Below are 21620 nucleotides of genomic sequence, written 5' to 3' on the forward strand. Positions count from 1 at the left end.
CTCTTCGCCTGGACGCGTTCGCCACGTCCAGGAGGTCGAGCGCGGCGGGAATCGAGGGGTGGGGAAATGGTGCATCAAGGCGACGAGTTCGGCGTTGACCTGTACGAACTGGAAAGAGTCGCAAAGGTGGACTTTCCGGTGGTCTCGGCCGATTACGGCGATGCGATCGGAAGCTGCGACCGGGTTCTCGACGGGCTCGGCCAAGCGATGCGGCGCCCTGAGCATTTCGGCGGCGACGCGCTCGGGCCGGTCTACCGGGCTTATCTCGATCTACACGATGCCGCAGTGGGACTCCTGAAGGAAACCAGGAGAAATCTTGATGACACGGCCACAGCACTGGACAGAGCTGCGCAGCTTTACGCCGAACGCGATCAGGAAGCAGGGGACACGCTGAACCGCCGCGCGCAGTCCGATCCAGAACTGGGTGGTAAACGATGAATTTTGACCAGCTCATGCAGTGCGCAAAGGACATCAACGACAAGGCCCTCGAACTGGCAATGACGGAACTTTCCCAGAAAAAATCAGAAAAATTTCCAGGGAGTAACGAATACAATCAGATCAGACAGCGCTACGCCTTCATAGAGCCACTGTTTGAACCATTTTCCAGACTGCCTGATCCAACGAGGTACGATCCGTTGATCGCCGACCTGAACGCAGCCATGGGAAATCTGCGCACCGAGTCCGGCCAAACTACCGAGCTCACCAAAGACGTGAGCCTGGCCAACCCACACCTCGACAAAATGACGACCGACGGCGGCTACCTGCAAGGCTGGAACGGCGAAGCCGCAATGGCTTTCAAAGCCAACTTCATCGACACCTTCAAAACGATCTCCGGAAATCAGTTCGCCGCGTTGTCAACCCTGAAAGGGGTCCTCCAGGCACACCAGGAAATGTGGTCAACGGCACGCAAGGACATCACAAAAATTGCCAATGACACGAAGGACGCGCTCGACAACGCTGGCGGGTGCGACAAGAACGAGTGGAGTTTTGCATTCTCGGTACTCTCTGCGGTCACCGCAGTCGGCGGAGTAGTGGTCACCGTCGCAACCGCGGGGGCTGGCCTACCAGTGACGTTTCCGGCGATCGGAGCTGCATCGTCCACGGGCAGCGCGGCCATAGCCGGAATCACGGCATCAGGAGACTCGGCCGACACGATAATAAACTCGATGAGGCAGGCGGTCGACGACCTCACCAAACACATTCAAGAGGTCGAAACGCAGCACATCGAACTCAAAATACGAGGACTGATCGACTGCATACACGGGAACAAAGACAGACTCGTCAGCACCCGCCCCAACCTGGCCGGAATGAACGACCGCGACCTCACCGGCGACCGCGGCATGGGCAAGTCGGACTAGCGACAGGAGAATATGGTGGTGGATCTGGCTGAGAGGTTGGGCCAAATCCGGGTACGTGTTCGTGCGCCCGGAACTGAAATCGAAGCAGAGCTACGTGGACGTACTGGCATCTCGTTGTCATTCGAGGAAAGCGTCTACGAGTTCATCGATGAGTCCGCACTGGAGAGAGCGCTGGCCAGTATCGCACGACTACTGTGGGCCGGGTGGCGAAGGCAATACCTGAGCGCGATCGACGAGACGAGCCTGAGCATCGATGCGAACGATTTCCGGGATTCAAACTTCATCGCCGATCGAGCCAGAATTGAGGCTATCGGCACCTCCAGCGACGAACGGATCGTGATCACCACGGTGGGCATGGAGAACTTCGCGGTTCACATCGAACCCGGCACCGTGCGCGAAGTGCCCGAGGACCAGTTCGCCACGAAGGCCTCCGCCGCGGCCACGAAGTTGATCCAGGACTTCCAGGCCAAGGTCAGCGAACTCAAGAAGCGGTACTACGAATGACGAAGCGCAAACTGCTGCTGCTGGCAATCGTGGTGGCGGTGGCCGCGGCTGCCGGGATCACGGCAGTGGTGTGGTCCACGACCAGCGACGACTCGGCATCGAAGCCGTGCGATATCCCGAATTCGATCAAGGAACAACCGATGTCGGCGAGGACAGCGCCGACGAGCGGCGGGATCGTGGTCGAGGAAACCGGGGTCTCACCGTCAGGTCTGGCGAGCATGGGAGCGGTGCTGCGCAACACCAGCGACCACATCGCCTACCGGACCAGAGTGACCCTCAAGGTGTTCCTCGTCGTGAACGGAATACCGCAGGGACCTCTTCAAGGCTCCTTGATGACCATGGAGATCCCGGTGATGCTGCCGGGCCAGCGAGCAGGTCTCGGCAGGCCGATCATCAATGTCAACGCGGCGACCAAGGTGACTTCGGCCGACGTCGACCTGCAAACGACGACCTGGTTGCCCAACGGCGCCCTCGGCGGTTTCACTGCGATAGCGGACACCTACGAGTCCACCAGCCGGGTCGGCTTGTCCCCACCGGCGGACAGCGTGCGCTACACCGAGCGTTCGGACAACTGCCGGGCCCTGTCCAGCCGCCGCACCGGCGTGGTGTTCCGCGACTCGAACGGAAAGATCGTCGGCGGCGACCTCGTCCCGCCGGACGGCAAGGGCAATCCGGCGGGCACCCGGTACGAGCCCCCGGCGAGCCCCTCGTGCGCACCGGGCGAGCGCAGCACCTGGATCGTGCCGTTGGCGGAAATCCCGCAGACCGCGGACGACAAGCGCACCGAGCTGTACTCCTACTGCGACCTCAACACCCCGTCGCCTGACGTGAACGACGTGTTCTGACCGGGCGCCTACGGTGAAGCGGTGAAAGCCGAGTACGAGTTCTTCGCCGCCGACGAGGTCCAGTGGACGGAGACCGAGCAGGTCGGCGTGACCGAGCGGGTCCTCAGCCGCGACCCCGAGGACCCCGCGATCCTGACGCGACTCGCCCGGTGGGCACCGGGTCTCGACACTTCATTCGATGGAGTGATCACGCACGACTACGTCGAAGAGGTGTACCTCCTCGACGGCGAGCTGCACGACCTGACGCTGGACCGCACGTTCCGCGCGGGCGAGTTCGCGATGCGGCGGCCCGGCATGCGGCACGGCCCGTACCGCACGGCAACCGGCTGCCTCATGCTCGAAACGCGCTACCGCCCCTAATCCCCGGCGGGCGCCGATTCACGACGTTTAGCCCGCAAACCGCGCAGGCCCAGCACGCCGATGATGGTGCCGAGCACGAACGAGACGACGGTCAGCACGGCGTGCACGATGAAGTACGCGGTGGGCGAGCCGTCGGCGGCCCAGGCGCGGTCGCTGTCCCACAGGTTCTTGGCGAAGGTGATCCAGATGATCCACGACCAGACGCCGAAGGCCAGCAGGAACAGAGAGGTGCGTCGCGACATGCCTCGATTATCGCGCGCGTGCTTCAGTTAGCCTGCTCGGGTGCACAGCGCTTCCCGCCGGTCGCTCCCGGTTCTCGTCCTGGCCCTGTTGTCCGGTTTGCTCGCCCTGACCGCGGGCCCGGCCGCGGCCTCGAAGCCGACGCCGAAGGTCCCCGCGCCGCCCGCCGCGTGCGCGAACAAGGAGACGCCGCCTCCTCCGGTCGACACCTCCGAGAAGCCCGCGCCCGGTAAGGCCGCCCCGAGCCCGCTGCCGGTGCCAGCCCAGCCCGCGGGCGGGCCGCGCATGGGCGACTGCGGCATCGTCGTCCCCGACGGCGCACTGAACCCGCCGGACACCACCGCCGCGTCGTGGCTCGTGCAGGACCTCGACACCGGCGCGGTGATCGCGGCGAAGGACCCGCACGCCCGTGAACGGCCCGCGTCGCTGATCAAGACGCTGCTCGGGCTCGTGGTGGTCTCCGAGCTGAAACCGGATCAGGTGATCACGCCGACCAAGGAGGACGCCAGCCAGGAGTGCACCTGCGTCGGCATCACCGCCGGCACGCCCTACACCGTCGACCAGCTCCTCCACGGGCTGCTCATGCACTCCGGCAACGACGTCGCGCACACCTTCGCGACCGCGCTCGGGGGCGTCGACGCGGCCACCGCCAAGATGAACGCGCTCGCCGCGTCGATCGGCGCGACCGACACGCACGCCGCCACCCCGTCCGGTTTGGACGGTCCGGGAATGTCCACTTCGGCCTTCGACCTGAGCGTGATCTTCCACCAGGCGATGAAGCACCGCGAGTTCGCGAACGCGGTGGGCACCAAGGAGTTCCAGTTCCCCGGCGCGCCGGGCAAGCCCCCGTTCCCGATCTACAACGACAACAAGCTCCTCGGCCACTACCCCGGCTTCCTCGGCGGGAAGACCGGGTTCACCGACGACGCCCGCCACACCTACGTCGGCGGCGCCGACCAGAACGGCAAGCGCCTCGCCGTGGTCATGATGCGGGCCGAGCAGCGCCCGACCAAGGTCGTCGACCAGGCGGCGCAGCTGCTGGACTACGGGTTCGGGCTGACGAAGGCCGGCGCGCAGCCGGTCGGCCAGCTGACCGGACCGGCGCAGGCCATCGACCCGAACACCGGGCAGCCGGCCGGATCGGCCAACGGATCGACGAACGCCGCGACGGCGAAGGACGACCCGTTCGGCGTGACCGGCTGGGTGCTGACCCTCGTCGTCGCGGTGCTCATCGTGGTGGGCTTCATCGTCGGCCACCGGCGCAAGCAGCTCAGCGTGCCGCAGGACTGAGCTCGCGCTCGACGGCCGCCTCCAGCGGGTGCGCCAGCACCCCGCTGAGCACCATGGCCCCGGCCATCGTGCCGATCATCATCACCGTCGAGAGCCACACCATCGTCGATACCGGCACGGTGAAGGCGAGTGCGACCCGCACCAGGCATTCGGCGAACAGCAGCACGCCCCACATCCGCGTGATGCGCAGTTCGGCGCGCTGGAAGGCGCCGTCGGTGGCGGACAGCCGCAGCCAGGCCGCGCGCGCGGCCTCGGTCTTGGCGACGAACGGCCGCATGCCCTCGGAGATCACCGGCTTCCCGACGAGCGAAGCGATCAGAAGGCCGATACCGACCACACCGGAGCCGAACGCGTCCTTGGCGATCATGAACCGCGCGTCGCCGGAGAGGAACGACAACGCGATCCCGGCGAGGCTGGTGACCAGGACGAGCGTCGCGATCAGTTCGAGGCGGCGGTAGCGGGCCAGGCTGTGGAGCGTGCGGGCCGCGACGACGAGCGCACCGGCACCGAGCGCCCACACGTCGGAGACGCCGAAACCGGAGTGCAGCCCGTAGTACAGCGCCAGCGGCGCGCCGATGTCGATCAGCAGCGGGCGGAGCGCGTCCCGCGGCGACTGGTCGGACGAAGCAGGCGCGGGTGCGGTCACGGTGGTCATCTCGTCTCCTCGAGTTCTTGGCTACCTCGAGGTTCTCCCGCGACGGCCCCGCGTTCGAAGATGATTCGTCGTCATCGGGGCACGACGAATGTCATGCGTCGACCGTGACGACCCGCGCGGGCAGGGTTTCCTTCGCCCGGATCCACAGCGCCAGCGCGACCGCGACCACGGCCGCGCTCAGCGCGAACGCCCACGCGTACGAGCCGCCGTCCGCGATCGCGCCCGCGGCGAGCGGGCCCACCACGCCGCCGACGTCCGAGGCCATCTGGAACCCCGCCAGCACCGTCCCGCCGCGCGCTTTCACGCCGAGCACGTCCGCGACGGCCGCGTTGTGCGCGGGGTTCAGCGCCCCCGACCCGATCCCGGACACCGCCGAGGCGACGAGGAACACCCAGAGCTGATCGGTGATGCCGACGCCGACGGTGCCCACCGTCAGCAGCGCGAGCCCGCCCACGGCAAGGGGTTTGCGGCCGATCCGGTCGGCCAGCGAACCGGCGGTGGGCAGCACGACCGCGTTGGCCGCGGCGAACACCGCGAGCGCGATCGCCGCGAACGACGACGGCTTGTGCAGGATCGCCACCACGAACAGCGGCACGAGCGAGGTCCGCACCCCGTTGACGACCCAGCCGTTGGCGAAGTTGGAGGTCAGCGCCGCGCGGTAGGCGGGGTCGCCAAGCGCCTGCCGGAAGGTCATCGTGGGCGCGTGCTCGTCGGCGGGCCTCGCGGCGAGCGTCGAGTTCCGCAACTGCGCCCACACCAGCACGGTCACGGCGACGAGCGCGCCGCCGTAGAACAGGAACGGCGCGCGCAGGGACAGCGCGACGAGGCCGCCGCCGAGCACCGGGCCCGCGACGCTGCCGAGCAGGAAACTGGTGCCCCACAAGCCGTTCACGCGGCCGCGCAGCTCCGGCGGCGAGATCCGGATCAGCAGGCCGACCGCGGACACGGTGAACATCGTCGAGCCGATCCCGGACAGCGACCGGAACAGCAGGAGCTGCCAGTACTCCTGGGCGGCGGCGCAGGCGAGGCTGCCCGCCGCGACGATCGAAATGCCCCACAGGTACACCGGCCGCTCACCGAACGAGGTGACCAGCCGCCCGCTCAGCGGCGCGAACAGCAGGCGCATCGCGGCGAACGCGCTGATCACCACGGACGCCGCGGTGACGCTGACGTCGAAGCTGGTCGCGTAGTTCGGCAGTGCGGGCGCGACCAGCCCGAAGCCGACGGCGATCAGGAAGCTCGCCCCCACCAGTACCCAGATTTCGCGCGGGTAGCGCACTTTGTCCGACATCGCGCCGACTAGCTTATCCGGCGGGTCAGTCCTTTTTGGTTCGCCCGTACCGGAGTTCCAGCTCGCCAGCCGCCAGTCCGGTTTCGATCCGGCGGACCAGTTCAGCGAGGGTGCCGGTGTCCAGGTCGGCGGCCTTCACGAACCGCGCGCAGTTGTGCGCGACCTTGACCTTCCCCAGCCGCCCCGCGTACTGGCTCAGCAGGTAATCGCCGTCCTCGACCACGGAGACGTACAGGCTGAAGTAGTTCTTCTGCAACGCGAGCGAAACGACGGGCCAGTCGATCGGGTCCCGGCTGGCCTTGACCCGGTACTGGAAGCTGCCGTACCCGATCATCCTGATCGACATACCCGGCTTGCCGTCGCCGGTTCCGGTGAAGAAGTGCCGTTCGAGCCCCGGTGCCGCCGCACGAATGACTTCGTCCACGGCGCGAAGATCCTGTTCGCGTATCGGGTCGTAGGCGAAGTACTCGGCGAGTGAGGACGCTTCCACACGGAACATGAGCCCAACAGTAGCTATCGGCGACGCTTTCCGAGCCATCCCAACAGCGCACCGGCGCCGAAAGCGCCTGCCGCGGCACCGAAACCCGGGCCCTGCTGCACCCGGATCTCCGGCCGGATCACCGCGGGTGGCGGCGGAACCACCTTGCGCACCTGGTTTTCCTTCGCCGTCGCCGTCCACGCGGTCACGAACAGCAGGAACCGCGACACCAGGTTCGCGAACACCAGCAACCCCAGCACCGGCCCGAACACCGCGAAGCTCGGCGACTTCGAAACGCTCGCGAGGTAGGTCGTGGCCACCTGCTGCAGGATGACGAACCCGACGGAAGCGAGGATCGCGCCCTTCACCGCACTGCGCATCTGCACGCGTTCGCGCGGGAGCCGCGAGAGCACCCAGAGGAACACCAGTGTGTTCGCGAGCAGGCCGAGCAGGATCGTGGCGATGCGCAGGAGCCACACGGCCCAGCTCTGATCGGCGAGCCCGACCGCGTCGAGCAGGAACTTCCCGACCCCGCCGCCGACCGCGGTCAGGCCGAACGACACGATCATCGCCACGCCGAGCCCCACCAGCGCGGCGAGATCCTTCAACGTGGTGGACACCAGCGGCAGCTGCTTCTTCTCCTGCCCCCACTGCGCGGTCAGCGCGTCGCGGAGGTTGCTCATCCAGCCGATGCCGGAGTACAGGGCGATCAGCAGCCCGAACACGCCGACGCCGCCACGCGATTTCAGCGAGGTTTCCACGACCTGGCTGACGATGCCGTTGAGGCCGTCCGGCACGGACTTCTTGATGCCGTCGGTGATCTGGGTGATGATCGACTGGTCGCCCGCGACGACGAACCCGACCACGGCGAACCCCACCATCAGCACCGGGATCACCGAAAGCACGCTGAAGTAGGTGATCGCCGCGGCGTAGTGGTTGCCGTAGCGCTCGGTGAAGGCCTCGTTGGCCCTGATCACGTGATCGAGCCACGGGTACTTCCGGCGCAGGCGCGGAAGCAGCTTCTCTTTTTCGTCGTTCGCCACGAATGGACGTTAACCACGCTGAGTACCCCTCGCAACGCGAGCGGTATGGACCACTCACCCCAGCGGCGGCAGGAAACCCACCTTGTCGTACGCCGTCGCCAGCGTCTTCGAAGCGATCTCCCTGGCTCGCTCGGCACCGCGCGCGAGCACCTTGTCCAGCTCGGCCGGATCGTCCACATAGGACTGGACCTGGGCCTGGAACGGCGTCACGAACTCGACGAGCACCTCGGCGAGATCCTTCTTCAGGTCCCCGTAGCCCTTGCCGTCGTAGGCGGCCACGAGGTCGTCCACGCTCCGGTCGGTGAGCGCCGAATAGATGGTCAGCAGGTTCGACACGCCTGCCTTGTTCTCGGGATCGAAGATGATGTCGCGGCCGGTGTCGGTGACCGCCGAACGCACCTTCTTCGCCGCGCGCTTGGGATCTTCGAGCAGTTCGACGAGACCGTTCGCGGTGGACGCCGACTTGCTCATCTTCGACGTCGGGTCCTGCAGGTCGAAGATCTTCGCGGTGTCCTTCACGATGTGCGGCTCCGGCACGACGAAGGTCTTGCCGAACCGGTTGTTGAACCGCTGCGCGAGGTTGCGCGAGAGTTCGAGGTGCTGGCGCTGGTCCTCGCCGACCGGGACCGCGTGCGCCTGGTACAGCAGGATGTCCGCGGCCTGCAGCACCGGGTAGGTGAACAGCCCGACGCTGGCGCGGTCGGTGCCCTGCTTGCTGGCCTTGTCCTTGAACTGCGTCATCCGGCTCGCCTCGCCGAACCCGGTGAGGCATTCCAGCACCCAGCTCAGCTGCGCGTGCTCTGGCACGTGGCTCTGCACGAACAGCGCGCTGCGCTCGGGGTCGACACCGATCGCGAGCAGCTGCGCCGCCGAGCGGCGGGTGCGCTCGCGCAGCACCTTCGGATCCTGCTCGACGGTGATCGCGTGCAGGTCGACGACGCAGTAGAACGGCTCGTGCGTGTCCTGCAGCCGCACCCACTGGCGCAGCGCGCCGAGGTAGTTGCCGAGGTGGAACGAATCGGCGGTGGGCTGGATCCCGGACAGCACGCGAAGCCGCGTGGCGGTCTTCTCTTGTTCTTCGGCCACGACCCGATTCTCCCAGGGCACCGGGGCGGGCGGGTACCCACCCCGGTGCCCCCGGGTCAGCTCATGACGGCGAGGCGCTGGTGCGCGTAGGTGGTCGTGCGCTGGCGCGACGGCCGTCCCGCGAGCGCGGCGAGGTGGTCCAGCTCGGCGGTGGTCCGCGACGAACCGTGCTCCGAGCCCGCCATGCGCGAGATGGTCTCCTCCATCAGCGTGCCGCCGATGTCGTTCGCGCCGCCGCGCAGCACCTGCGCGGTGCCCTCGTCGCCGAGCTTGACCCACGAGCACTGCACGTTGTCGATCCGGCCGTTGAGCGCGAGCCGCGCGAACGCGTGGATCGCGCGGTTGTCCCGCATGGTCGGGCCCGGCCGCGCCACGCCAGCCAGGTAGATCGGCGCGTTGTGGTGCACGAACGGCAGGCCGACGAACTCGGTGAAACCCCTTGTGTCGTCGGCGATCCTGGCCAGCACCCGCAGGTGACCGAGCCAGTGCTCCGGGTGGTCGACGTGGCCGTACATCATCGTGCTCGACGACGGGACTCCGAGCCGGTGCGCGGTGGACACCACGTCGATCCAGGTCTGCGCGGGCAGCTTGCCCTTCGTCAGCACCCAGCGCACGTCGTCGTCGAGGATTTCCGCCGCGGTGCCCGGGATCGAGCCGAGCCCCGCGTCCCGCAGCTCGGTGAGCCACTCCTCGACGGCCACGCCCGCTTTCGACGCCGCCGACACGATCTCCATCGGCGAGAACGCGTGGACGTGCATGTCCGGTACCGCGGCCTTGATCGCGCGCACGATGTCGGCGTAGTAGCTGACCGGCAGCTTCGGGTCGATGCCGCCCTGCATGCACACCTCGGTCGCGCCCGCCTGCGACGCTTCGACGGCGCGCGCGGCGACCTCGTCCACCGAGAGCCGGAACGCGTCGGCGTCCCGCTCGCGCTGGGCGAACGCGCAGAACCGGCACCCGACGTAGCAGACGTTGGAGAAGTTGATGTTGCGGTTGACCACGTAGGTGATGTCGTCGCCGACCACGTCCGCGCGCAGCTCGTCGGCGAGGCGCGCCATCGTTTCCAGCGCTTCGCCGTCCGCGGTCAGCAGCGCCATCGCGGCGTCGGTGTGGATCGGTTCGAGCAGCGCGCCGGGGTAGTCCGCGGCGAGTGCGAGCCCGGCGCGCACGTCCGCGTCGAGACGTTCCGGCGCCGAACTGCCGGACACCTGGGTCTTCAGGATGTCCCAGTCGCCGTAGACGCTGTCGAAGTCGCCGCGGCGGTCCGAGGTGCGGCCGTCGGTGTCGATCGACGAGTTCAGATCGGCGCGGCCAACGGTCTCCAGCCCGCCGTCGGGCTCCTGCCACTGCCTTCCGACGATCGGCGCGTCCTGGTCGGCCATCCCGTCCGGTGTGGCCAGTCCGTGGACGTGCGGGTGCAGCCGGACGTCGAGCCACTTTTCCGACGCCGCAACGTATTTCGGGTACACCGCGAGCCGCTCGCGCAGGTCGTACCCGGCCTCCCTGGTCCATTCGGCGAGCGATTCGACGGCGGGCCAAGGGCGTTCGGGGTTCACGTGGTCCGGGGTCACCGGGGAAACGCCGCCCCAGTCGTCGATCCCGGCGCGCAGCAGCAGCGCGTGCTCGTCGCCGACGAGGTTCGGCGGCGCCTGCACGCTCACGCCCGGCGGCATCAGGAGCCTGCCGACGGCGACGGTCGCCGCGAGGTCTTCGATGTCCGCGTCCGGTGCCTGCCGCATCGCGGTGTCCGGCTTGGCGCGGAAGTTCTGGACGATGATCTCCTGGATGTTGCGGTACTGGCGGGCGCGCGTGCGGATCGCGTGCAGCGATTCCGCCCGTTCGGTCCGGTTTTCGCCGATCCCGACGAGGATTCCGGTGGTGAACGGGACGCCGACGCGACCGGCGTCGTCGAGCACGCGCAGCCGGACCGCGGGCTCCTTGTCGGGGCTGCCGTAGTGCGGGCCGCCCTTCTCCGACCAGAGCCGCTCGGCGGTGGTCTCCAGCATCATGCCCATGCTCGCCGCGACCGGGCGGAGCCGGTGCAGCTCCTCCCAGCTCAGCACGCCGGGGTTGAGGTGCGGCAGCAGACCGGTTTCCTCCAGCACCGCGATCGCGCACGAGCGCACGTAGTCCACAGTGGAGTCGTAGCCGCGGGCGTCCAGCCACTCGCGGGCCTGCGGCCACCGGTCCTCCGGCCGGTCCCCGAGGGTGAACAGGGCCTCCTTGCAGCCCGCCGCCGCGCCCGCGCGCGCGATCTCCAGCACCTCGTCGCGTTCGAGGTACATCGAGTGCAGCTTGCCCGGCACGGTCACGAAGGTGCAGTAATGACATCGGTCGCGGCACAGCCTGGTCAGCGGGATGAACACACTGCTCGAATAGCTGACCACCCCGCTGCGCCCCTGGTCGGCGAGATGGGCGTCCCGCACCCTGCTCGCGGCGGCGAGCAGCTGGTCGAGATCTTCGCCGCGGGCATGCAGCAGGACCGCGGATTCCGTGACGTCGAGCGCGACACCGTCCGCGGCGCGGCGCAAGGCCCTGCGCATCGCGGACGGGGAAGGCTTCGGCTCGGGCGGGGTGATCGACACGCTTTCAGCCATCACCAGAGCCTACGGACGTTTTCGCCGTGCTGCTAAGGGCTTTCGCTGTGAGGGATTACTCGCCGGATCGGGAATAAACCGCGGACCGCACGCGCCTGCGCGCGACCGGGCTGAGCACCGGGCGGGTCGAATCGTCCTCGACGCGGAAGTCGGCTGGGAGGTCGGCGCGAAGATCGCCCGCGATGCAGGTCTTGGTCCTCACTTCGCGGAGCGCGGGCTCGGCCGCCTGCTCTTCCTCGGCCACCGGCTCCAGGGCTTCGGCGGCCTTGGCTGCCGCCTTCTTCCGCTGGCGGATGACGCCCGCGGCCATGCCGAGCACACCGATCCCCACGGCCACGAGACCGACCGGGCCGAGGATCCCGAACGTGAAGGCGCCCGGCTCGCCCTGGGCGAGCGTCTCCGCCGACGCCGCGCCCGCACCGGTCACGACGGCGATCACCATCACGAGCACCACGACGGCGCCGCGCTTCGCCTGCGCGTTCGCCCGCCGCAACGGCCGTACTCGGTTGCGCACCGGAGTGCCTCCCGCACCAAAATCGTCACCCGAAGGAAGGATGCCAAGGCGTGTTGATGATCCAAAAGCTACCGAGCGTGTCAAGCCCTGCCAGGCACGACGAGCACGGTGTGATCAACACGGGGCAAGAGGCTAGCGGCTGCTCGGGAGCCGAAAACGCCGGGGTGGAGCGCCCGGCATCGCCGGAGGTCAACGGCCGGTGAGCGACCGAGCGCGGTCCGCGACCCGTCAGCCGAACGAGTCGAGCGGCGTCCGGCTTTCACGTCCGCCCGTTCTCGGGCCGAACGGACAGAAGTTTCGCGACGTTCGCCCCGAGTTCAGCCGCCGCGACGGTTCACACTCGCTCGGGCCCTGCCCCGGCCACGGTGCTGCCGGGCACGCGTCGCTCGTGCCCCGAAAATGCTTCTATAGAGGTCAGATCGGGCCGTGTACATCGCCGAAGGCTCCCCTTGGGGCGTTGAGCGTCCCGATCGCGGCCCTCGCGGCGGGCTGCTGCCGCGGCCGCTCGTCCCCGACGGTGGCCTTCGGGGCGGTAGACGCCGCGAACTCGACCCTCGCACCACACTCCCGCCACCCGCGGGCGTCAGGCGGGCACGAGGGTGTTCTGCCTCGCGGCGATCCACCACCGGCCGTTCCGCTTCACCACGACGTAGAGCGCGACCATCGCGGGGTCGATGTCGATCAGTTCGCCGTCCGGTTTCGTGGCGCGGGCGGCCTTGTAAGCGAGCGCGACATCCGGTCCGAGGAAGTCGATCCCGGTCACCTGGTAGCGCACGTACTGGTCGTGCAGGAATCCGGCGAGCCCGCGCTCGTTCGCGTCGTGCAGCTCCGCCCAGCCCGAGGCGCGCCCGCCGACCGCGTTCACCACCGTCGCGTCCAACGCGAAGTGCTCGCTCATCAGCTCGGGATCATTGGTGTTGTAAGCGGTTTCGGTGTCCTCAATGATCTTCGCGATCGCCGCGCGGTCCTCGGCGGATCCTTCGTCCACTAAGGACGGACGTGGAGTGGTCATGCGACCAGCCTGCTACCTCGACTTCGCTGGAGGTCAAGCGTTTTCGTCCTCGGTCAGGCGGTGCAGCAACTCCAGCAGGAGCCCGCGCTCGACCGCCGACAGCGGGGCGAAGCACGCCGCGAGCACGTCGTCGGCCACCCGGTGCCCCGCGGCGAGGACCCGCTCGCCGGAGGCGGTGAGGTAGTGCTCGATGCGGCGCCCGGCACCGGGCCGCCGTTCGATCAGGTCCAGCGCCACCAAGCGCCCGGCGAGCGTGCCGAACGCCTGCTCGCTCTGAAACGTGGCCACGGCCAGCTCGCGAGCCGACGCGCCCGGCGAAGCGTCGATCGCGCGCAGGGCGTCCCACTGCGCCAGCGTGGTGCCGACCGCGGCGAGCCTGCTGTCGAGCGCCCGGTGCTGCCGGTACTGCGCGCGCTTGACCGCTTTTCCGATGGGTTGCAGCTCGTGGGGCATGGCAGCAGTGTAGACCAAAACTAAACTAGCTTATCTAAAGATGTTTAGTTACAGTGGCCACATGCACACCGACCACAGGACTTCCCTGCACCCCGACCTTTCCCTGACCATGTCCGAGTCCGGATCCGGCCGCCCGGCGCTGGTACTGCACGGCGGTGGCGGCCCCGCCACGGTCGCCGGGCTCGCCGACCACCTGGCCCGCACCCACCACGTCCTCGCGCCGACCCATCCCGGCTGGAACGGCACCGGCCGCCCCGACTGGCTGACCGGTATCGACGACCTCGCCGTGGCCTACCTCCACCACCTGCGCGACCTCGGCCTGCGGGACGTGGTGGTCGTCGGCTCCTCGCTCGGCGGCTGGACGGCCGCGGAGATGGCCGTCCGCGACACGGCGGGCACCATCACCGACCTCGTGCTGATCGACGCCGTCGGCGTGCGGGTCAAGTCCGAGCCGATCCGGGACTTCTTCGCCCTCGACGCCCGCGGCCTCGCCGAATACGCCTGGCACGACTCCGCCCGGTACTACCAGGACCCCGCGAACGTTCCGCCCGCGCAACGCGCCGCGCAGGAGGCCAACGCCGCCACGATGCGAGTGCTCGCGGGCGATCCGTACATGCACGACCCGGCGTTGCTGCGCCGCCTGCGCCAGGTCGACGTGCCCGCGCTCCTGCTCTGGGGCGAAAGCGACCGCATCGTCACGCCCGCCTACGGCCAGGCCTACGCCAACGCCTTCGGCGACGGCAGGTTCCACGTCATCCCCGAAGCGGGCCACCTGCCGCACCTCGAACAACCCGAAGCCACCTTCGCGCTGCTCGACGCGCACCTCGCCCGCAGAACTCCGGCGCCGGTATGAGCCCGAAGTCACCCGTGCAGGTGGACGGGAAGGGAGTGGACGTCGTTCTGAGTGAGCACAGGCTCGTTCCGCAGCTCTTCGGCGGGCACGGCGAGCCGCAGACGAGGGAAGCGCACGAAGAGGGCAGCGAGGGCGATTCCCGCCTCCAGTCTGGACAACGCGGCGCCGGGGCATATGTGCGGGCCGTGCCCGAACGCCAGATGCTTGGCCGCCGGGGTACGGGCGAGGTCGAATTCGTCCGCGTCCGGACCGTGGTGTTCGGGGTCCCTGCCGATCGCACGGTACGAGATCACCACGCCGTCACCCTCCCGGATCACACCGTCCGCCACCGCGATGTCCTCGGTGGCGAACCGCATCAGGAGGTGGCTGACCGGGGTGTCCCAGCGCAGGGTTTCCTCGATGACCGCGTCCCAGCCGACCGCGCCGTCGAGCACGGCGCGGAGCTGGTCCGGATGGGTCAGCAGCGCGCGCACAGCGTTGAGGATCAAGCCGATCGTCGTTTCGTGCCCCGCCCCGACCATCGCCTGCAGAGTGCCGACGACCTCCGCCTCCGTGAGCGGTTCCCCGCCTTGGTCGGCGAGGATCAGGGCACTGGTCAGATCGTCGGTGGGCCGCGCGGTCCGCGCCCTGACCATCTCGGTGAAAACGCGATCGAGTTCGCCGATGACGGCCAGCCGCTCGTCCTGCGGGGTGACCGTCGAGAAGAACGCCCGGTAGAGGACGTGCAACCGGGGATGCAAGGCCGGATCCACGCCCATCAACACGCTGATCACCGTCATCGGCAGCGGCCGCGCGAAAACGGGCTTGAGGTCGACCGGTCCGCGCGCGCCTCGCACTTCCACGTCGTCCAGCAACTGCCGGGTCACGCGTTCGATCACGGGGCGCAGGTTCTCCAACCGCCGTGGGGTGACCGCCTGCGCGGTCTTCGCCCGCAGCCGCCGGTGTTCGGCACCGTCCACTGTGAACATCGAACGGCCGGGATCGATCATGCCGATCAACGGCCACTCGCGGGTGACTTCCCCGCTGCGCCACAGCCGCCACCGGCCAAGGTCCTTCACCAGCCGCCGGTCGGTGAGCAGCCGCCTGGCGTCGGAATGCCGGGTGACCGACCAAGCGGGCACACCGAGCAGGTCGATCGGCACCAGCGCGCCCGCCTGGCGCACCCTGCGGGTCTCCCCGTCGAGGTCGCGTACCAAGGGGTCGATCACGATCGGGCAGCCAGCATCGGACATGTCACGTCCTCGGGTCGCGGCCGGGTTTCGCGGTGCACCGAGAATACCGCTCGACGGCCAGGACCCGACCCGTGAAGTTATTGGTTACTAACCACTAACTTGTATCGTGGTGCGATGGACGATGACACCTGGGCCGGGCTGGCCGACCAGTTCGCCGACGGGGCGTACGCGACCGCGAAGGGACGCGTACGCACCTACGTGATGCACCGGCAACTGCTGGAACACCTGCCGCCACCTCCGGCGTCCGTGCTCGACGTCGGCGGCGGAGCGGGCCACCAATCGTTTCCACTCGCCCAAGCCGGTTACGACGTGACGCTGCTCGACCCGTCGCAGGGCATGCTGGACAAGGCGCAGCAGCGAATGCCCGAGGAGGTCCGGCAGCGAGTGGCGTTCGTGCGAGCCGGTGGCGAAAACGCCGCAGGAGCGTTGGGCGGCCGTCGCTTCGATGCCGTGCTGTGTCACGGAGTGCTCGGCTACCTCGAACACCCGGAACCGGTGATCGACCAGCTCTGCCGGTGCGCCACCCCCGGTGGCCTAGTCTCGATCATGGCGGGCAACGCTGACGCGGCGGCCGTGCGCCCGGCACTGGAACGGCGCTGGGAAGACGCGCTCGCGTCGTTCGACGCCAGGAGCGAAACCGGCGTGCTCGGCCTGCCGACCTACGCCACCACCGTGGCGGAACTCAGCGCACTCGTGCGCAACAGGGGCGTGGAAACCCTTTCCTGGTACGGAGTTTGGCTGTTCGTCGACTGGCTCGACCTCAGCGGCGCCGCCGTGGACCCGGCCGACGCGGCGCGCCTGCAAGCGGCCGCGGAGGTCGAACTCGAAGCCGGTCGCCGGGACCCCTACCGCCAGCTCAGCCGCATCTTCCACCTGGTGGGGCGCAAGGTTCCGAGCTGACCGGCGTGCTCACGGCCAGTCGAACGTCGCGGTCACCGGGGCGTGGTCCGACCACCGCTGCGCGTAGGTTTCGGCCCGTTCCACCACGACCGAAGTGCACTTCTCGGCGAGGCCGGGTGTCGTCATCACGCAGTCGATGCGCCAGCCCGCGTCGTTGTCGAACGCCTTCCCGCGGTACGACCACCACGTGTACGGGCCGGGGCCTTCCGGGTCGAGCTTGCGCTGCACGTCGACGTAACCGGCCTCGTCGAAGACGCGGCCGAGCCACGCCCGCTCTTCGGGGAGGAAGCCGGAGTTCTTCTGGTTCGTCTTCCATGCCTTGATGTCGATCTCGGCGTGCGCGATGTTCCAGTCGCCCATCACGACCACTTCGCGGCCGGAGGCGGCCGCCTTCGCGCGGAGTTCGGTGAGGTAGGGCAGGAACGACGCCATGAAGCGCTCCTTCTGCTCCTGCCGCTCGGTCCCGACGTCGCCGCTGGGCAGGTAGAGGCTCGCCACCACCAGGCCGGGCAACTGCACTTCGAGGTAGCGGCCGCTGCCGTCGAACTCGGGCTCGCCGTAGCCGACGCGGACCGCTTCGGGCTCGCCCCTGGTGTACACCGAAACCCCGTTGCGGCCCTTGACCTCCGACGGGGCGTGCGAGGTGTGCCAGCCGTCCGGCTCGCGGACCGCCGCGATCAGCTCGTCCGGCTGGGCGCGCACCTCCTGCAACGCGACGACGGCGGACTCGGTGGCGCCGAGCCACTCGACGAAGCCCTTCTTGGCGGCGGCGCGCAGGCCGTTGACGTTGACAGTGGAAAGGGTCAGCACGCGCCGGAGGGTACCGGTGGGCACCGACAACGAACGCGGTCAGTGCCCGTCGAGCCGCTCGGCCAGCGCTTTTCCGTACCGCGCCGCGATCCTGCGCAGCGACGGGCCCAGCAGCGGCTCGACCAGCCGGAGCGGCCCCCGCGTGGCGATCGCGACCTCGCACACGACCTCGGTGCGCCCCGTTCCGTCGCGGATGTGCCACGCCCCGGACACCGTCACCGGACCGGGATCCAGCGTGCGGAAGGCGATCTCCGACGACGGCCGCGCCTCGGCCAGCTCGACCTCGCTCAGCTGGATCCGGCGCCCCGGTTTCACGCGCTGGCGGTACCGTGCGCCGACCTCGCCCGTCTCCCCCGCGATCAGCTCGCTGGTGAGCACGTCGAACCGCCACCGCGCCTGGTTTTCGAAGTCGACGAGGAATCCGTACACCTCGTCGGCGGGGCGCGGCGTCGTGACGGTGGTCCGGACGAGCCTCATTCCCGGTAGTCGCGGCGGCCGCGGTCCCGTTACGGAAGGCTGGGCGCCGTGACCACCCTGACCGTGCTCGGCAGTTGCGGCGCCTGGCCGGAGCCGGGCCGCGCGTGCAGCGGCTACCTGCTGACCCACCGCGGCTTCCGGATCGTGCTCGACCTCGGCTACGCGACCGCGCCGCGGCTGTTCGAAACGGTCCCGGACGGTGCCGTGGACGCGGTGATCGTCACGCACGAACATCCCGACCACTGCGTCGACGTGAGCGCGCTCGGAAGGGTGCGCGAACACTTGCACGGCGGGCGGCCGAGGCTTCCGCTGTACGGCACGCCGGGCGTGCTGCGCGTCCTGCGCGCGCTCGAACCGCGTCCCGATCCCGAAACCGTGTTCGAGTTCCACGACCTCGCCCGCGGCGGGCGAATCGGCCCGCTGGAGCTGATCGCGTTCCCGCTGCCGCACCACGTGCCGAACCACGGCGTCCGGCTCACCGCGCCGGGCCTGACCGTGGCCTACACCGGCGACACCGGGCCGAGCGCCGCGCTCGCCGCACTGAGCAGGGACGCCGATCTGGTCATCGCCGAAGCCACCCTTTCCGGTGGAAAGCCCACCACCGGACCGCGCTACCTGATGACGGCGGGTGAGGCCGGGGCGTTCGCCGCCGAAGCGGGCGCGCGGCGACTCCTGCTCACCCACTTCTGGCCGGGCGCCGACCGGGCCGCGTCCGTCGCGCGAGCGCGCGAACGGTTCGGCGGCGAAGTGCTCGCCGCCACCGAAGGCATGGTCGTGGAACTGCCTTAGCCCGCGGGGGACGGCGGCGCGGGCGGCGGGACCGTGCACTTCGCCTCGTCCACCGGCTTCAGGAACTGGGTCGACGCCCACTTGTTGTCGGCGAGCTTGCGAAACCCGTTCTGCACCTCGGGCTGCGCGTCGATCTCGGCGTTCTGGTTGTACTTGCCGACCAGCTCCGCCGTCGCGAGCGGTGCGCCACGGACGTTCAGCACGTCGGCGGTGACGGTCACCCGGCAGCCGGACGACGCGCCCGACGAGAACTGCTTGCCCTGTCCCACCACGTAGATCAGCCCGATACCGATCAACACTGCGCCGATGATCAGCATCCGTTTCGGAATGCCCAGTATCACGTGCGCTCCTCGTTCGCCAGGCCGCTTGTTGGCCCGCTCCTGCCCAGGGTAGGGCTTGCCTGCCCGGTGCAGGAAGGCCCGACACCCGGAGGCGCCAACGATGTCACCGGGCAGTGACGCACCGCTACCAGCGGCGGCTGCGGTCCATGATCCCCTCGACCGCGCGCGCCGCTTCCCAGCCCGCGCCGGATTCCGGGATCGACATCCCCACGTGCTGTTCCACGGTGGCGCCGAAATGCGCCAGCATGCCCGCGAGGTACTGGTCCTTCGCGGGTTCGAACGGCTGGTTCGTCCTGGTCAGGTGCTGCTGGAGCGCTTCGACGAGCTTGCCTGCGGCTCCGAACCCGGAGACGCTGAGCACGGTCAGCGAATGCACGGCCTCGAAGTGCTCCGGATGTGCCAGCACGTCGACCCTGGACTTCGCCATCCCGGTCACGCGCGCGAGCAGAAGCACGCCGCCCGCGATGAGCTGCGCGACGAGTTCGATGAGCGCGAACGGCAGCAGCACCACGGCGCTGATCACCCGGAACCACTGGCCGGAACGGTGCGCGACGGTCGAACCGAACCCGGCGATGAGCTGCCACAGCGCGAGCACGGGCCACGCCAGCAGCCACCAGCCGCCGCGGTCCATCATGCCTTCGCGGATTTCCCGGCGTTCCGCGGCGCGGGCGGCGCGTTCCCGCTTCGCGCGCTGGCGAGGCGTTTCCTCGACGCCGCCGACCGGGACGACCTGGTACCGCCGGTACCGGCCGAAGGCCAGGTTGATCGGCTGGATGATCCGCCGCCATGGGGAAAGCCGGCGGGAAAGCTCCCACTCGCGGCCGCCCGCGTCCCTCGTTCGCACGGTGAGCAGTGAAGCAGACACCGTGAGCCGATGTCTCGCGTTCGGGTAAACGGGCCCGGAAGGAATCAGTCCGCCGTCGTGAAGTCCGGGGTGCCGACGACTTCGAGCAGCTTCAGCGCCTCGTGCGACGGCGTTCCGGGCGCCGCGGTGCAGAAGAGCTGGAATCCGGATCGTGCAGCGCTTCGCGTTCGAGGTCGAGCCAGCCGACCGCGGGATGCCACAAGCGCTTGCTCGCCGAGCGGCGCACCTCGACCTCGCGAGTCAATTGACTATCCACAGTGGACAGACTGGCGCCTTCCACGGCGAAGGGGTGGCGTTTCCCTTGATGACACACGAAAGCCCCCGCGAGAACACGCTCGCGGGGGCTTGGGTGTGACTGGATCAGCCCTGGGCGATCTTCTTGGCCAGGTTCTCGTCCAGCGTGGCGAGGAAGTCCTCAGTGGTCTGGAACGGCTGCTCCTTGCTGATGAGCAGCGCGAGGTCCTTGGTCATCTTGCCGCTCTCGACGGTCTCGATGACGACCCGCTCCAGCTTGTGCGCGAAGTCGACGACCTCGGGCGTGGAGTCCAGCTTGCCGCGGTGCTCGAGGCCGCGGGTCCAGGCGAAGATCGACGCGATCGGGTTCGTCGAGGTCGGCTTGCCCTGCTGGTGCTGGCGGTAGTGCCGGGTGACCGTGCCGTGCGCGGCCTCGGCCTCGACCGTCCTGCCGTCCGGCGTGCGCAGCACCGAGGTCATCAGGCCGAGCGAGCCGAAGCCCTGCGCCACGGTGTCGGACTGGACGTCACCGTCGTAGTTCTTGCACGCCCAGACGTAGCCGCCCTCCCACTTCAGCGCGGAGGCGACCATGTCGTCGATCAGCCGGTGCTCGTAGGTCAGGCCCTTGGCGTCGAAGTCGGCCTTGAACTCGGCGTCGAAGATCTCCTGGAACACGTCCTTGAACATGCCGTCGTAGGCCTTGAGGATCGTGTTCTTGGTGGACATGTAGACCGGGAAGCCGCGGTCGAGGCCGTACTGCAGGGACGCGCGGGCGAAGTCCTCGATGGACTTGCGGTAGTTGTACATGCCCATGGCGACGCCGCCGCCCTCGGGGAACTTCGCGACCTGGAGCTCCATCGGCTCGGAGCCGTCCTCCGGCGTGTAGCTGATGGTGAGCGTGCCGGGGCCGGGGACCTTGAAGTTGGTGGCCTTGTACTGGTCGCCGTGCGCGTGCCTGCCGATGATGATCGGCTTGGTCCAGCCGGGCACCAGCCGCGGGATGTTCGAGATGACGATGGGCTCGCGGAAGATGACGCCGCCGAGGATGTTGCGGATCGTGCCGTTCGGCGAAACCCACATCTTCTTGAGGCCGAACTCCTCGACCCGCGCCTCGTCGGGCGTGATCGTGGCGCACTTGACGCCGACGCCGTGCTTCTTGATGGCGTTCGCGGAGTCGATGGTCACCTGGTCGTCGGTGCGGTCCCGCTCCTCGATACCCAGGTCGTAGTAGTCCAGGTTCACATCGAGATAGGGGTGGACCAGCTTGTCCTTGATGAACTGCCAGATGATGCGGGTCATCTCATCGCCGTCGAGCTCGACGACGGTGCCCTGGACCTTGATCTTGGCCATGAGCAGCGGTGCTCCTCTCTGCTTAAGGGTCGGACCCTGCAAG

Annotated in this window: 26 protein-coding genes; 9 read left to right on the forward strand and 17 right to left on the reverse strand. The window is 68.6% G+C overall.

Annotated elements, in window-relative coordinates; all coding sequences use genetic code 11:
• Window positions 1-66 precede the first annotated feature (66 nt).
• From HUW46_RS14460 to HUW46_RS14480, 5 genes are read left to right on the forward strand one after another with little or no spacing between them, the layout of a single operon-like run.
• On the forward strand, window positions 67-438 hold the full coding sequence (locus HUW46_RS14460) for a hypothetical protein (protein WP_215547771.1): 372 nt from the start codon (window positions 67-69) through the stop codon (window positions 436-438).
• Window positions 435-1358, forward strand: coding sequence for a hypothetical protein (locus HUW46_RS14465; protein WP_215547772.1), 924 nt, complete (start codon window positions 435-437; stop codon window positions 1356-1358). Before HUW46_RS14460 ends, HUW46_RS14465 begins: the two co-directional genes overlap by 4 nt.
• A gap of 12 nt (window positions 1359-1370) precedes the next feature.
• On the forward strand, window positions 1371-1862 hold the full coding sequence (locus tag HUW46_RS14470; RefSeq protein WP_254126170.1) for a hypothetical protein: 492 nt from the start codon (window positions 1371-1373) through the stop codon (window positions 1860-1862).
• Window positions 1859-2707, forward strand: coding sequence for a hypothetical protein (locus HUW46_RS14475; protein ID WP_215547773.1), 849 nt, complete (start codon window positions 1859-1861; stop codon window positions 2705-2707). The genes HUW46_RS14470 and HUW46_RS14475 overlap by 4 nt, the downstream gene beginning before the upstream one ends.
• A gap of 21 nt (window positions 2708-2728) precedes the next feature.
• Window positions 2729-3067: a cupin domain-containing protein gene (locus tag HUW46_RS14480; protein ID WP_215547774.1), complete on the forward strand. Its 339-nt coding sequence runs from the start codon at window positions 2729-2731 to the stop codon at window positions 3065-3067.
• Here HUW46_RS14480 and HUW46_RS14485 read toward each other — a convergent pair.
• Window positions 3064-3309, reverse strand: a complete 246-nt coding sequence (locus tag HUW46_RS14485) for an SCO4848 family membrane protein (protein WP_215547775.1) — start codon at window positions 3307-3309, stop codon at window positions 3064-3066. The two genes, HUW46_RS14480 and HUW46_RS14485, sit on opposite strands and share 4 nt — an antisense overlap.
• A 40-nt stretch (window positions 3310-3349) precedes the next feature.
• Here HUW46_RS14485 and HUW46_RS14490 point away from each other — a divergent pair, with 40 nt between their 5' ends.
• On the forward strand, window positions 3350-4597 hold the full coding sequence (locus HUW46_RS14490; RefSeq protein WP_254126172.1) for a D-alanyl-D-alanine carboxypeptidase family protein: 1248 nt from the start codon (window positions 3350-3352) through the stop codon (window positions 4595-4597).
• On the opposite strand, the gene HUW46_RS14495 is transcribed toward HUW46_RS14490, so the two are convergent.
• The 9 genes from HUW46_RS14495 to HUW46_RS14535 form a co-directional block, all read right to left on the reverse strand.
• Entirely contained in the window at window positions 4578-5252 is a 675-nt protein-coding gene (locus HUW46_RS14495) for a VC0807 family protein (protein WP_215547776.1), read from the reverse strand. The genes HUW46_RS14490 and HUW46_RS14495 overlap by 20 nt on opposite strands.
• Before the next feature lie 91 nt (window positions 5253-5343).
• A complete protein-coding gene (locus HUW46_RS14500) occupies window positions 5344-6543 on the reverse strand; it encodes an MFS transporter (protein ID WP_215547777.1) in 1200 nt (399 codons plus the stop codon).
• Between the two features lie 25 nt (window positions 6544-6568).
• Entirely contained in the window at window positions 6569-7042 is a 474-nt protein-coding gene (locus HUW46_RS14505) for a DUF1801 domain-containing protein (protein ID WP_215547778.1), read from the reverse strand.
• 14 nt (window positions 7043-7056) lie between these two features.
• Window positions 7057-8064 (reverse strand): inner membrane protein YhjD, encoded by a 1008-nt coding sequence (gene yhjD / locus HUW46_RS14510; RefSeq protein ID WP_215547779.1) that lies wholly within the window; start codon window positions 8062-8064, stop codon window positions 7057-7059.
• 54 nt (window positions 8065-8118) lie between these two features.
• The gene (trpS, locus tag HUW46_RS14515; RefSeq protein WP_215547780.1) at window positions 8119-9150 is read right to left on the reverse strand and encodes a tryptophan--tRNA ligase; all 1032 of its coding nucleotides are present in this window, start codon (window positions 9148-9150) and stop codon (window positions 8119-8121) included.
• Between the two features lie 56 nt (window positions 9151-9206).
• A complete protein-coding gene (locus HUW46_RS14520; RefSeq protein WP_215547781.1) occupies window positions 9207-11747 on the reverse strand; it encodes a bifunctional FO biosynthesis protein CofGH in 2541 nt (846 codons plus the stop codon).
• Window positions 11748-11802: 55 nt separating this feature from the next.
• Entirely contained in the window at window positions 11803-12261 is a 459-nt protein-coding gene (locus HUW46_RS14525) for a hypothetical protein (RefSeq protein WP_215547782.1), read from the reverse strand.
• Between the two features lie 583 nt (window positions 12262-12844).
• On the reverse strand, window positions 12845-13273 hold the full coding sequence (locus tag HUW46_RS14530; protein ID WP_215547783.1) for an SgcJ/EcaC family oxidoreductase: 429 nt from the start codon (window positions 13271-13273) through the stop codon (window positions 12845-12847).
• 33 nt (window positions 13274-13306) lie between these two features.
• A complete protein-coding gene (locus HUW46_RS14535; RefSeq protein WP_215547784.1) occupies window positions 13307-13726 on the reverse strand; it encodes a MarR family winged helix-turn-helix transcriptional regulator in 420 nt (139 codons plus the stop codon).
• A gap of 61 nt (window positions 13727-13787) precedes the next feature.
• Between HUW46_RS14535 and HUW46_RS14540 the strand changes: the two genes are divergently transcribed.
• Entirely contained in the window at window positions 13788-14579 is a 792-nt protein-coding gene (locus HUW46_RS14540; RefSeq protein ID WP_215547785.1) for an alpha/beta fold hydrolase, read from the forward strand.
• An 8-nt stretch (window positions 14580-14587) separates the two neighbouring features.
• Here HUW46_RS14540 and HUW46_RS14545 read toward each other — a convergent pair whose 3' ends face one another.
• The gene (locus HUW46_RS14545; RefSeq protein WP_215547786.1) at window positions 14588-15811 is read right to left on the reverse strand and encodes a cytochrome P450 family protein; all 1224 of its coding nucleotides are present in this window, start codon (window positions 15809-15811) and stop codon (window positions 14588-14590) included.
• 114 nt (window positions 15812-15925) lie between these two features.
• Here HUW46_RS14545 and HUW46_RS14550 point away from each other — a divergent pair, with 114 nt between their 5' ends.
• Window positions 15926-16711: a class I SAM-dependent methyltransferase gene (locus HUW46_RS14550; RefSeq protein ID WP_215547787.1), complete on the forward strand. Its 786-nt coding sequence runs from the start codon at window positions 15926-15928 to the stop codon at window positions 16709-16711.
• Between the two features lie 9 nt (window positions 16712-16720).
• Here the strand turns inward: HUW46_RS14550 and HUW46_RS14555 are convergent, their stop codons facing one another.
• Complete coding sequence (locus HUW46_RS14555; RefSeq protein WP_215547788.1) at window positions 16721-17521, reverse strand: exodeoxyribonuclease III; 801 nt, start codon at window positions 17519-17521, stop codon at window positions 16721-16723.
• 39 nt (window positions 17522-17560) lie between these two features.
• The gene (locus HUW46_RS14560; RefSeq protein WP_215547789.1) at window positions 17561-17998 is read right to left on the reverse strand and encodes an SRPBCC family protein; all 438 of its coding nucleotides are present in this window, start codon (window positions 17996-17998) and stop codon (window positions 17561-17563) included.
• A 48-nt stretch (window positions 17999-18046) separates the two neighbouring features.
• Here HUW46_RS14560 and HUW46_RS14565 point away from each other — a divergent pair, with 48 nt between their 5' ends.
• Window positions 18047-18787 carry an MBL fold metallo-hydrolase gene (locus HUW46_RS14565; RefSeq protein ID WP_215547790.1) on the forward strand — a complete coding sequence of 247 codons (741 nt, stop codon included), beginning with the start codon at window positions 18047-18049 and terminating at the stop codon, window positions 18785-18787.
• Here the strand turns inward: HUW46_RS14565 and HUW46_RS14570 are convergent.
• The 4 genes from HUW46_RS14570 to HUW46_RS14585 form a co-directional block, all read right to left on the reverse strand.
• On the reverse strand, window positions 18784-19128 hold the full coding sequence (locus HUW46_RS14570) for an SH3 domain-containing protein (RefSeq protein ID WP_215547791.1): 345 nt from the start codon (window positions 19126-19128) through the stop codon (window positions 18784-18786). The two genes, HUW46_RS14565 and HUW46_RS14570, sit on opposite strands and share 4 nt — an antisense overlap.
• A gap of 124 nt (window positions 19129-19252) precedes the next feature.
• Window positions 19253-19972 (reverse strand): hypothetical protein, encoded by a 720-nt coding sequence (locus tag HUW46_RS14575; protein ID WP_215547792.1) that lies wholly within the window; start codon window positions 19970-19972, stop codon window positions 19253-19255.
• A 112-nt stretch (window positions 19973-20084) separates the two neighbouring features.
• On the reverse strand, window positions 20085-20273 hold the full coding sequence (locus tag HUW46_RS14580; protein WP_215547793.1) for a hypothetical protein: 189 nt from the start codon (window positions 20271-20273) through the stop codon (window positions 20085-20087).
• Window positions 20274-20353: 80 nt separating this feature from the next.
• Complete coding sequence (locus HUW46_RS14585; RefSeq protein WP_215547794.1) at window positions 20354-21577, reverse strand: NADP-dependent isocitrate dehydrogenase; 1224 nt, start codon at window positions 21575-21577, stop codon at window positions 20354-20356.
• Window positions 21578-21620: the final 43 nt, after the last annotated feature.

This window comes from Amycolatopsis sp. CA-230715 (genome assembly GCF_018736145.1).
Lineage (GTDB): Bacteria > Actinomycetota > Actinomycetes > Mycobacteriales > Pseudonocardiaceae > Amycolatopsis.

Bases quoted from the DNA above. Each gene is read 5' to 3' on its own strand.
- HUW46_RS14460 (WP_215547771.1), top strand. From the start codon at position 67: ATGGTGCATCAAGGCGACGAGTTCGGCGTTGACCTGTACGAACTGGAA.
- HUW46_RS14465 (WP_215547772.1), top strand. From the start codon at position 435: ATGAATTTTGACCAGCTCATGCAGTGCGCAAAGGACATCAACGACAAG.
- HUW46_RS14470 (WP_254126170.1), top strand. From the start codon at position 1,371: ATGGTGGTGGATCTGGCTGAGAGGTTGGGCCAAATCCGGGTACGTGTT.
- HUW46_RS14475 (WP_215547773.1), top strand. From the start codon at position 1,859: ATGACGAAGCGCAAACTGCTGCTGCTGGCAATCGTGGTGGCGGTGGCC.
- HUW46_RS14485 (WP_215547775.1), bottom strand. From the start codon at position 3,309: ATGTCGCGACGCACCTCTCTGTTCCTGCTGGCCTTCGGCGTCTGGTCG.
- HUW46_RS14495 (WP_215547776.1), bottom strand. From the start codon at position 5,252: ATGACCACCGTGACCGCACCCGCGCCTGCTTCGTCCGACCAGTCGCCG.
- HUW46_RS14500 (WP_215547777.1), bottom strand. From the start codon at position 6,543: ATGTCGGACAAAGTGCGCTACCCGCGCGAAATCTGGGTACTGGTGGGG.
- HUW46_RS14505 (WP_215547778.1), bottom strand. From the start codon at position 7,042: ATGTTCCGTGTGGAAGCGTCCTCACTCGCCGAGTACTTCGCCTACGAC.
- HUW46_RS14520 (WP_215547781.1), bottom strand. From the start codon at position 11,747: ATGGCTGAAAGCGTGTCGATCACCCCGCCCGAGCCGAAGCCTTCCCCG.
- HUW46_RS14530 (WP_215547783.1), bottom strand. From the start codon at position 13,273: ATGACCACTCCACGTCCGTCCTTAGTGGACGAAGGATCCGCCGAGGAC.
- HUW46_RS14535 (WP_215547784.1), bottom strand. From the start codon at position 13,726: ATGCCCCACGAGCTGCAACCCATCGGAAAAGCGGTCAAGCGCGCGCAG.
- HUW46_RS14540 (WP_215547785.1), top strand. From the start codon at position 13,788: ATGCACACCGACCACAGGACTTCCCTGCACCCCGACCTTTCCCTGACC.
- HUW46_RS14545 (WP_215547786.1), bottom strand. From the start codon at position 15,811: ATGTCCGATGCTGGCTGCCCGATCGTGATCGACCCCTTGGTACGCGAC.
- HUW46_RS14550 (WP_215547787.1), top strand. From the start codon at position 15,926: ATGGACGATGACACCTGGGCCGGGCTGGCCGACCAGTTCGCCGACGGG.
- HUW46_RS14560 (WP_215547789.1), bottom strand. From the start codon at position 17,998: ATGAGGCTCGTCCGGACCACCGTCACGACGCCGCGCCCCGCCGACGAG.
- HUW46_RS14585 (WP_215547794.1), bottom strand. From the start codon at position 21,577: ATGGCCAAGATCAAGGTCCAGGGCACCGTCGTCGAGCTCGACGGCGAT.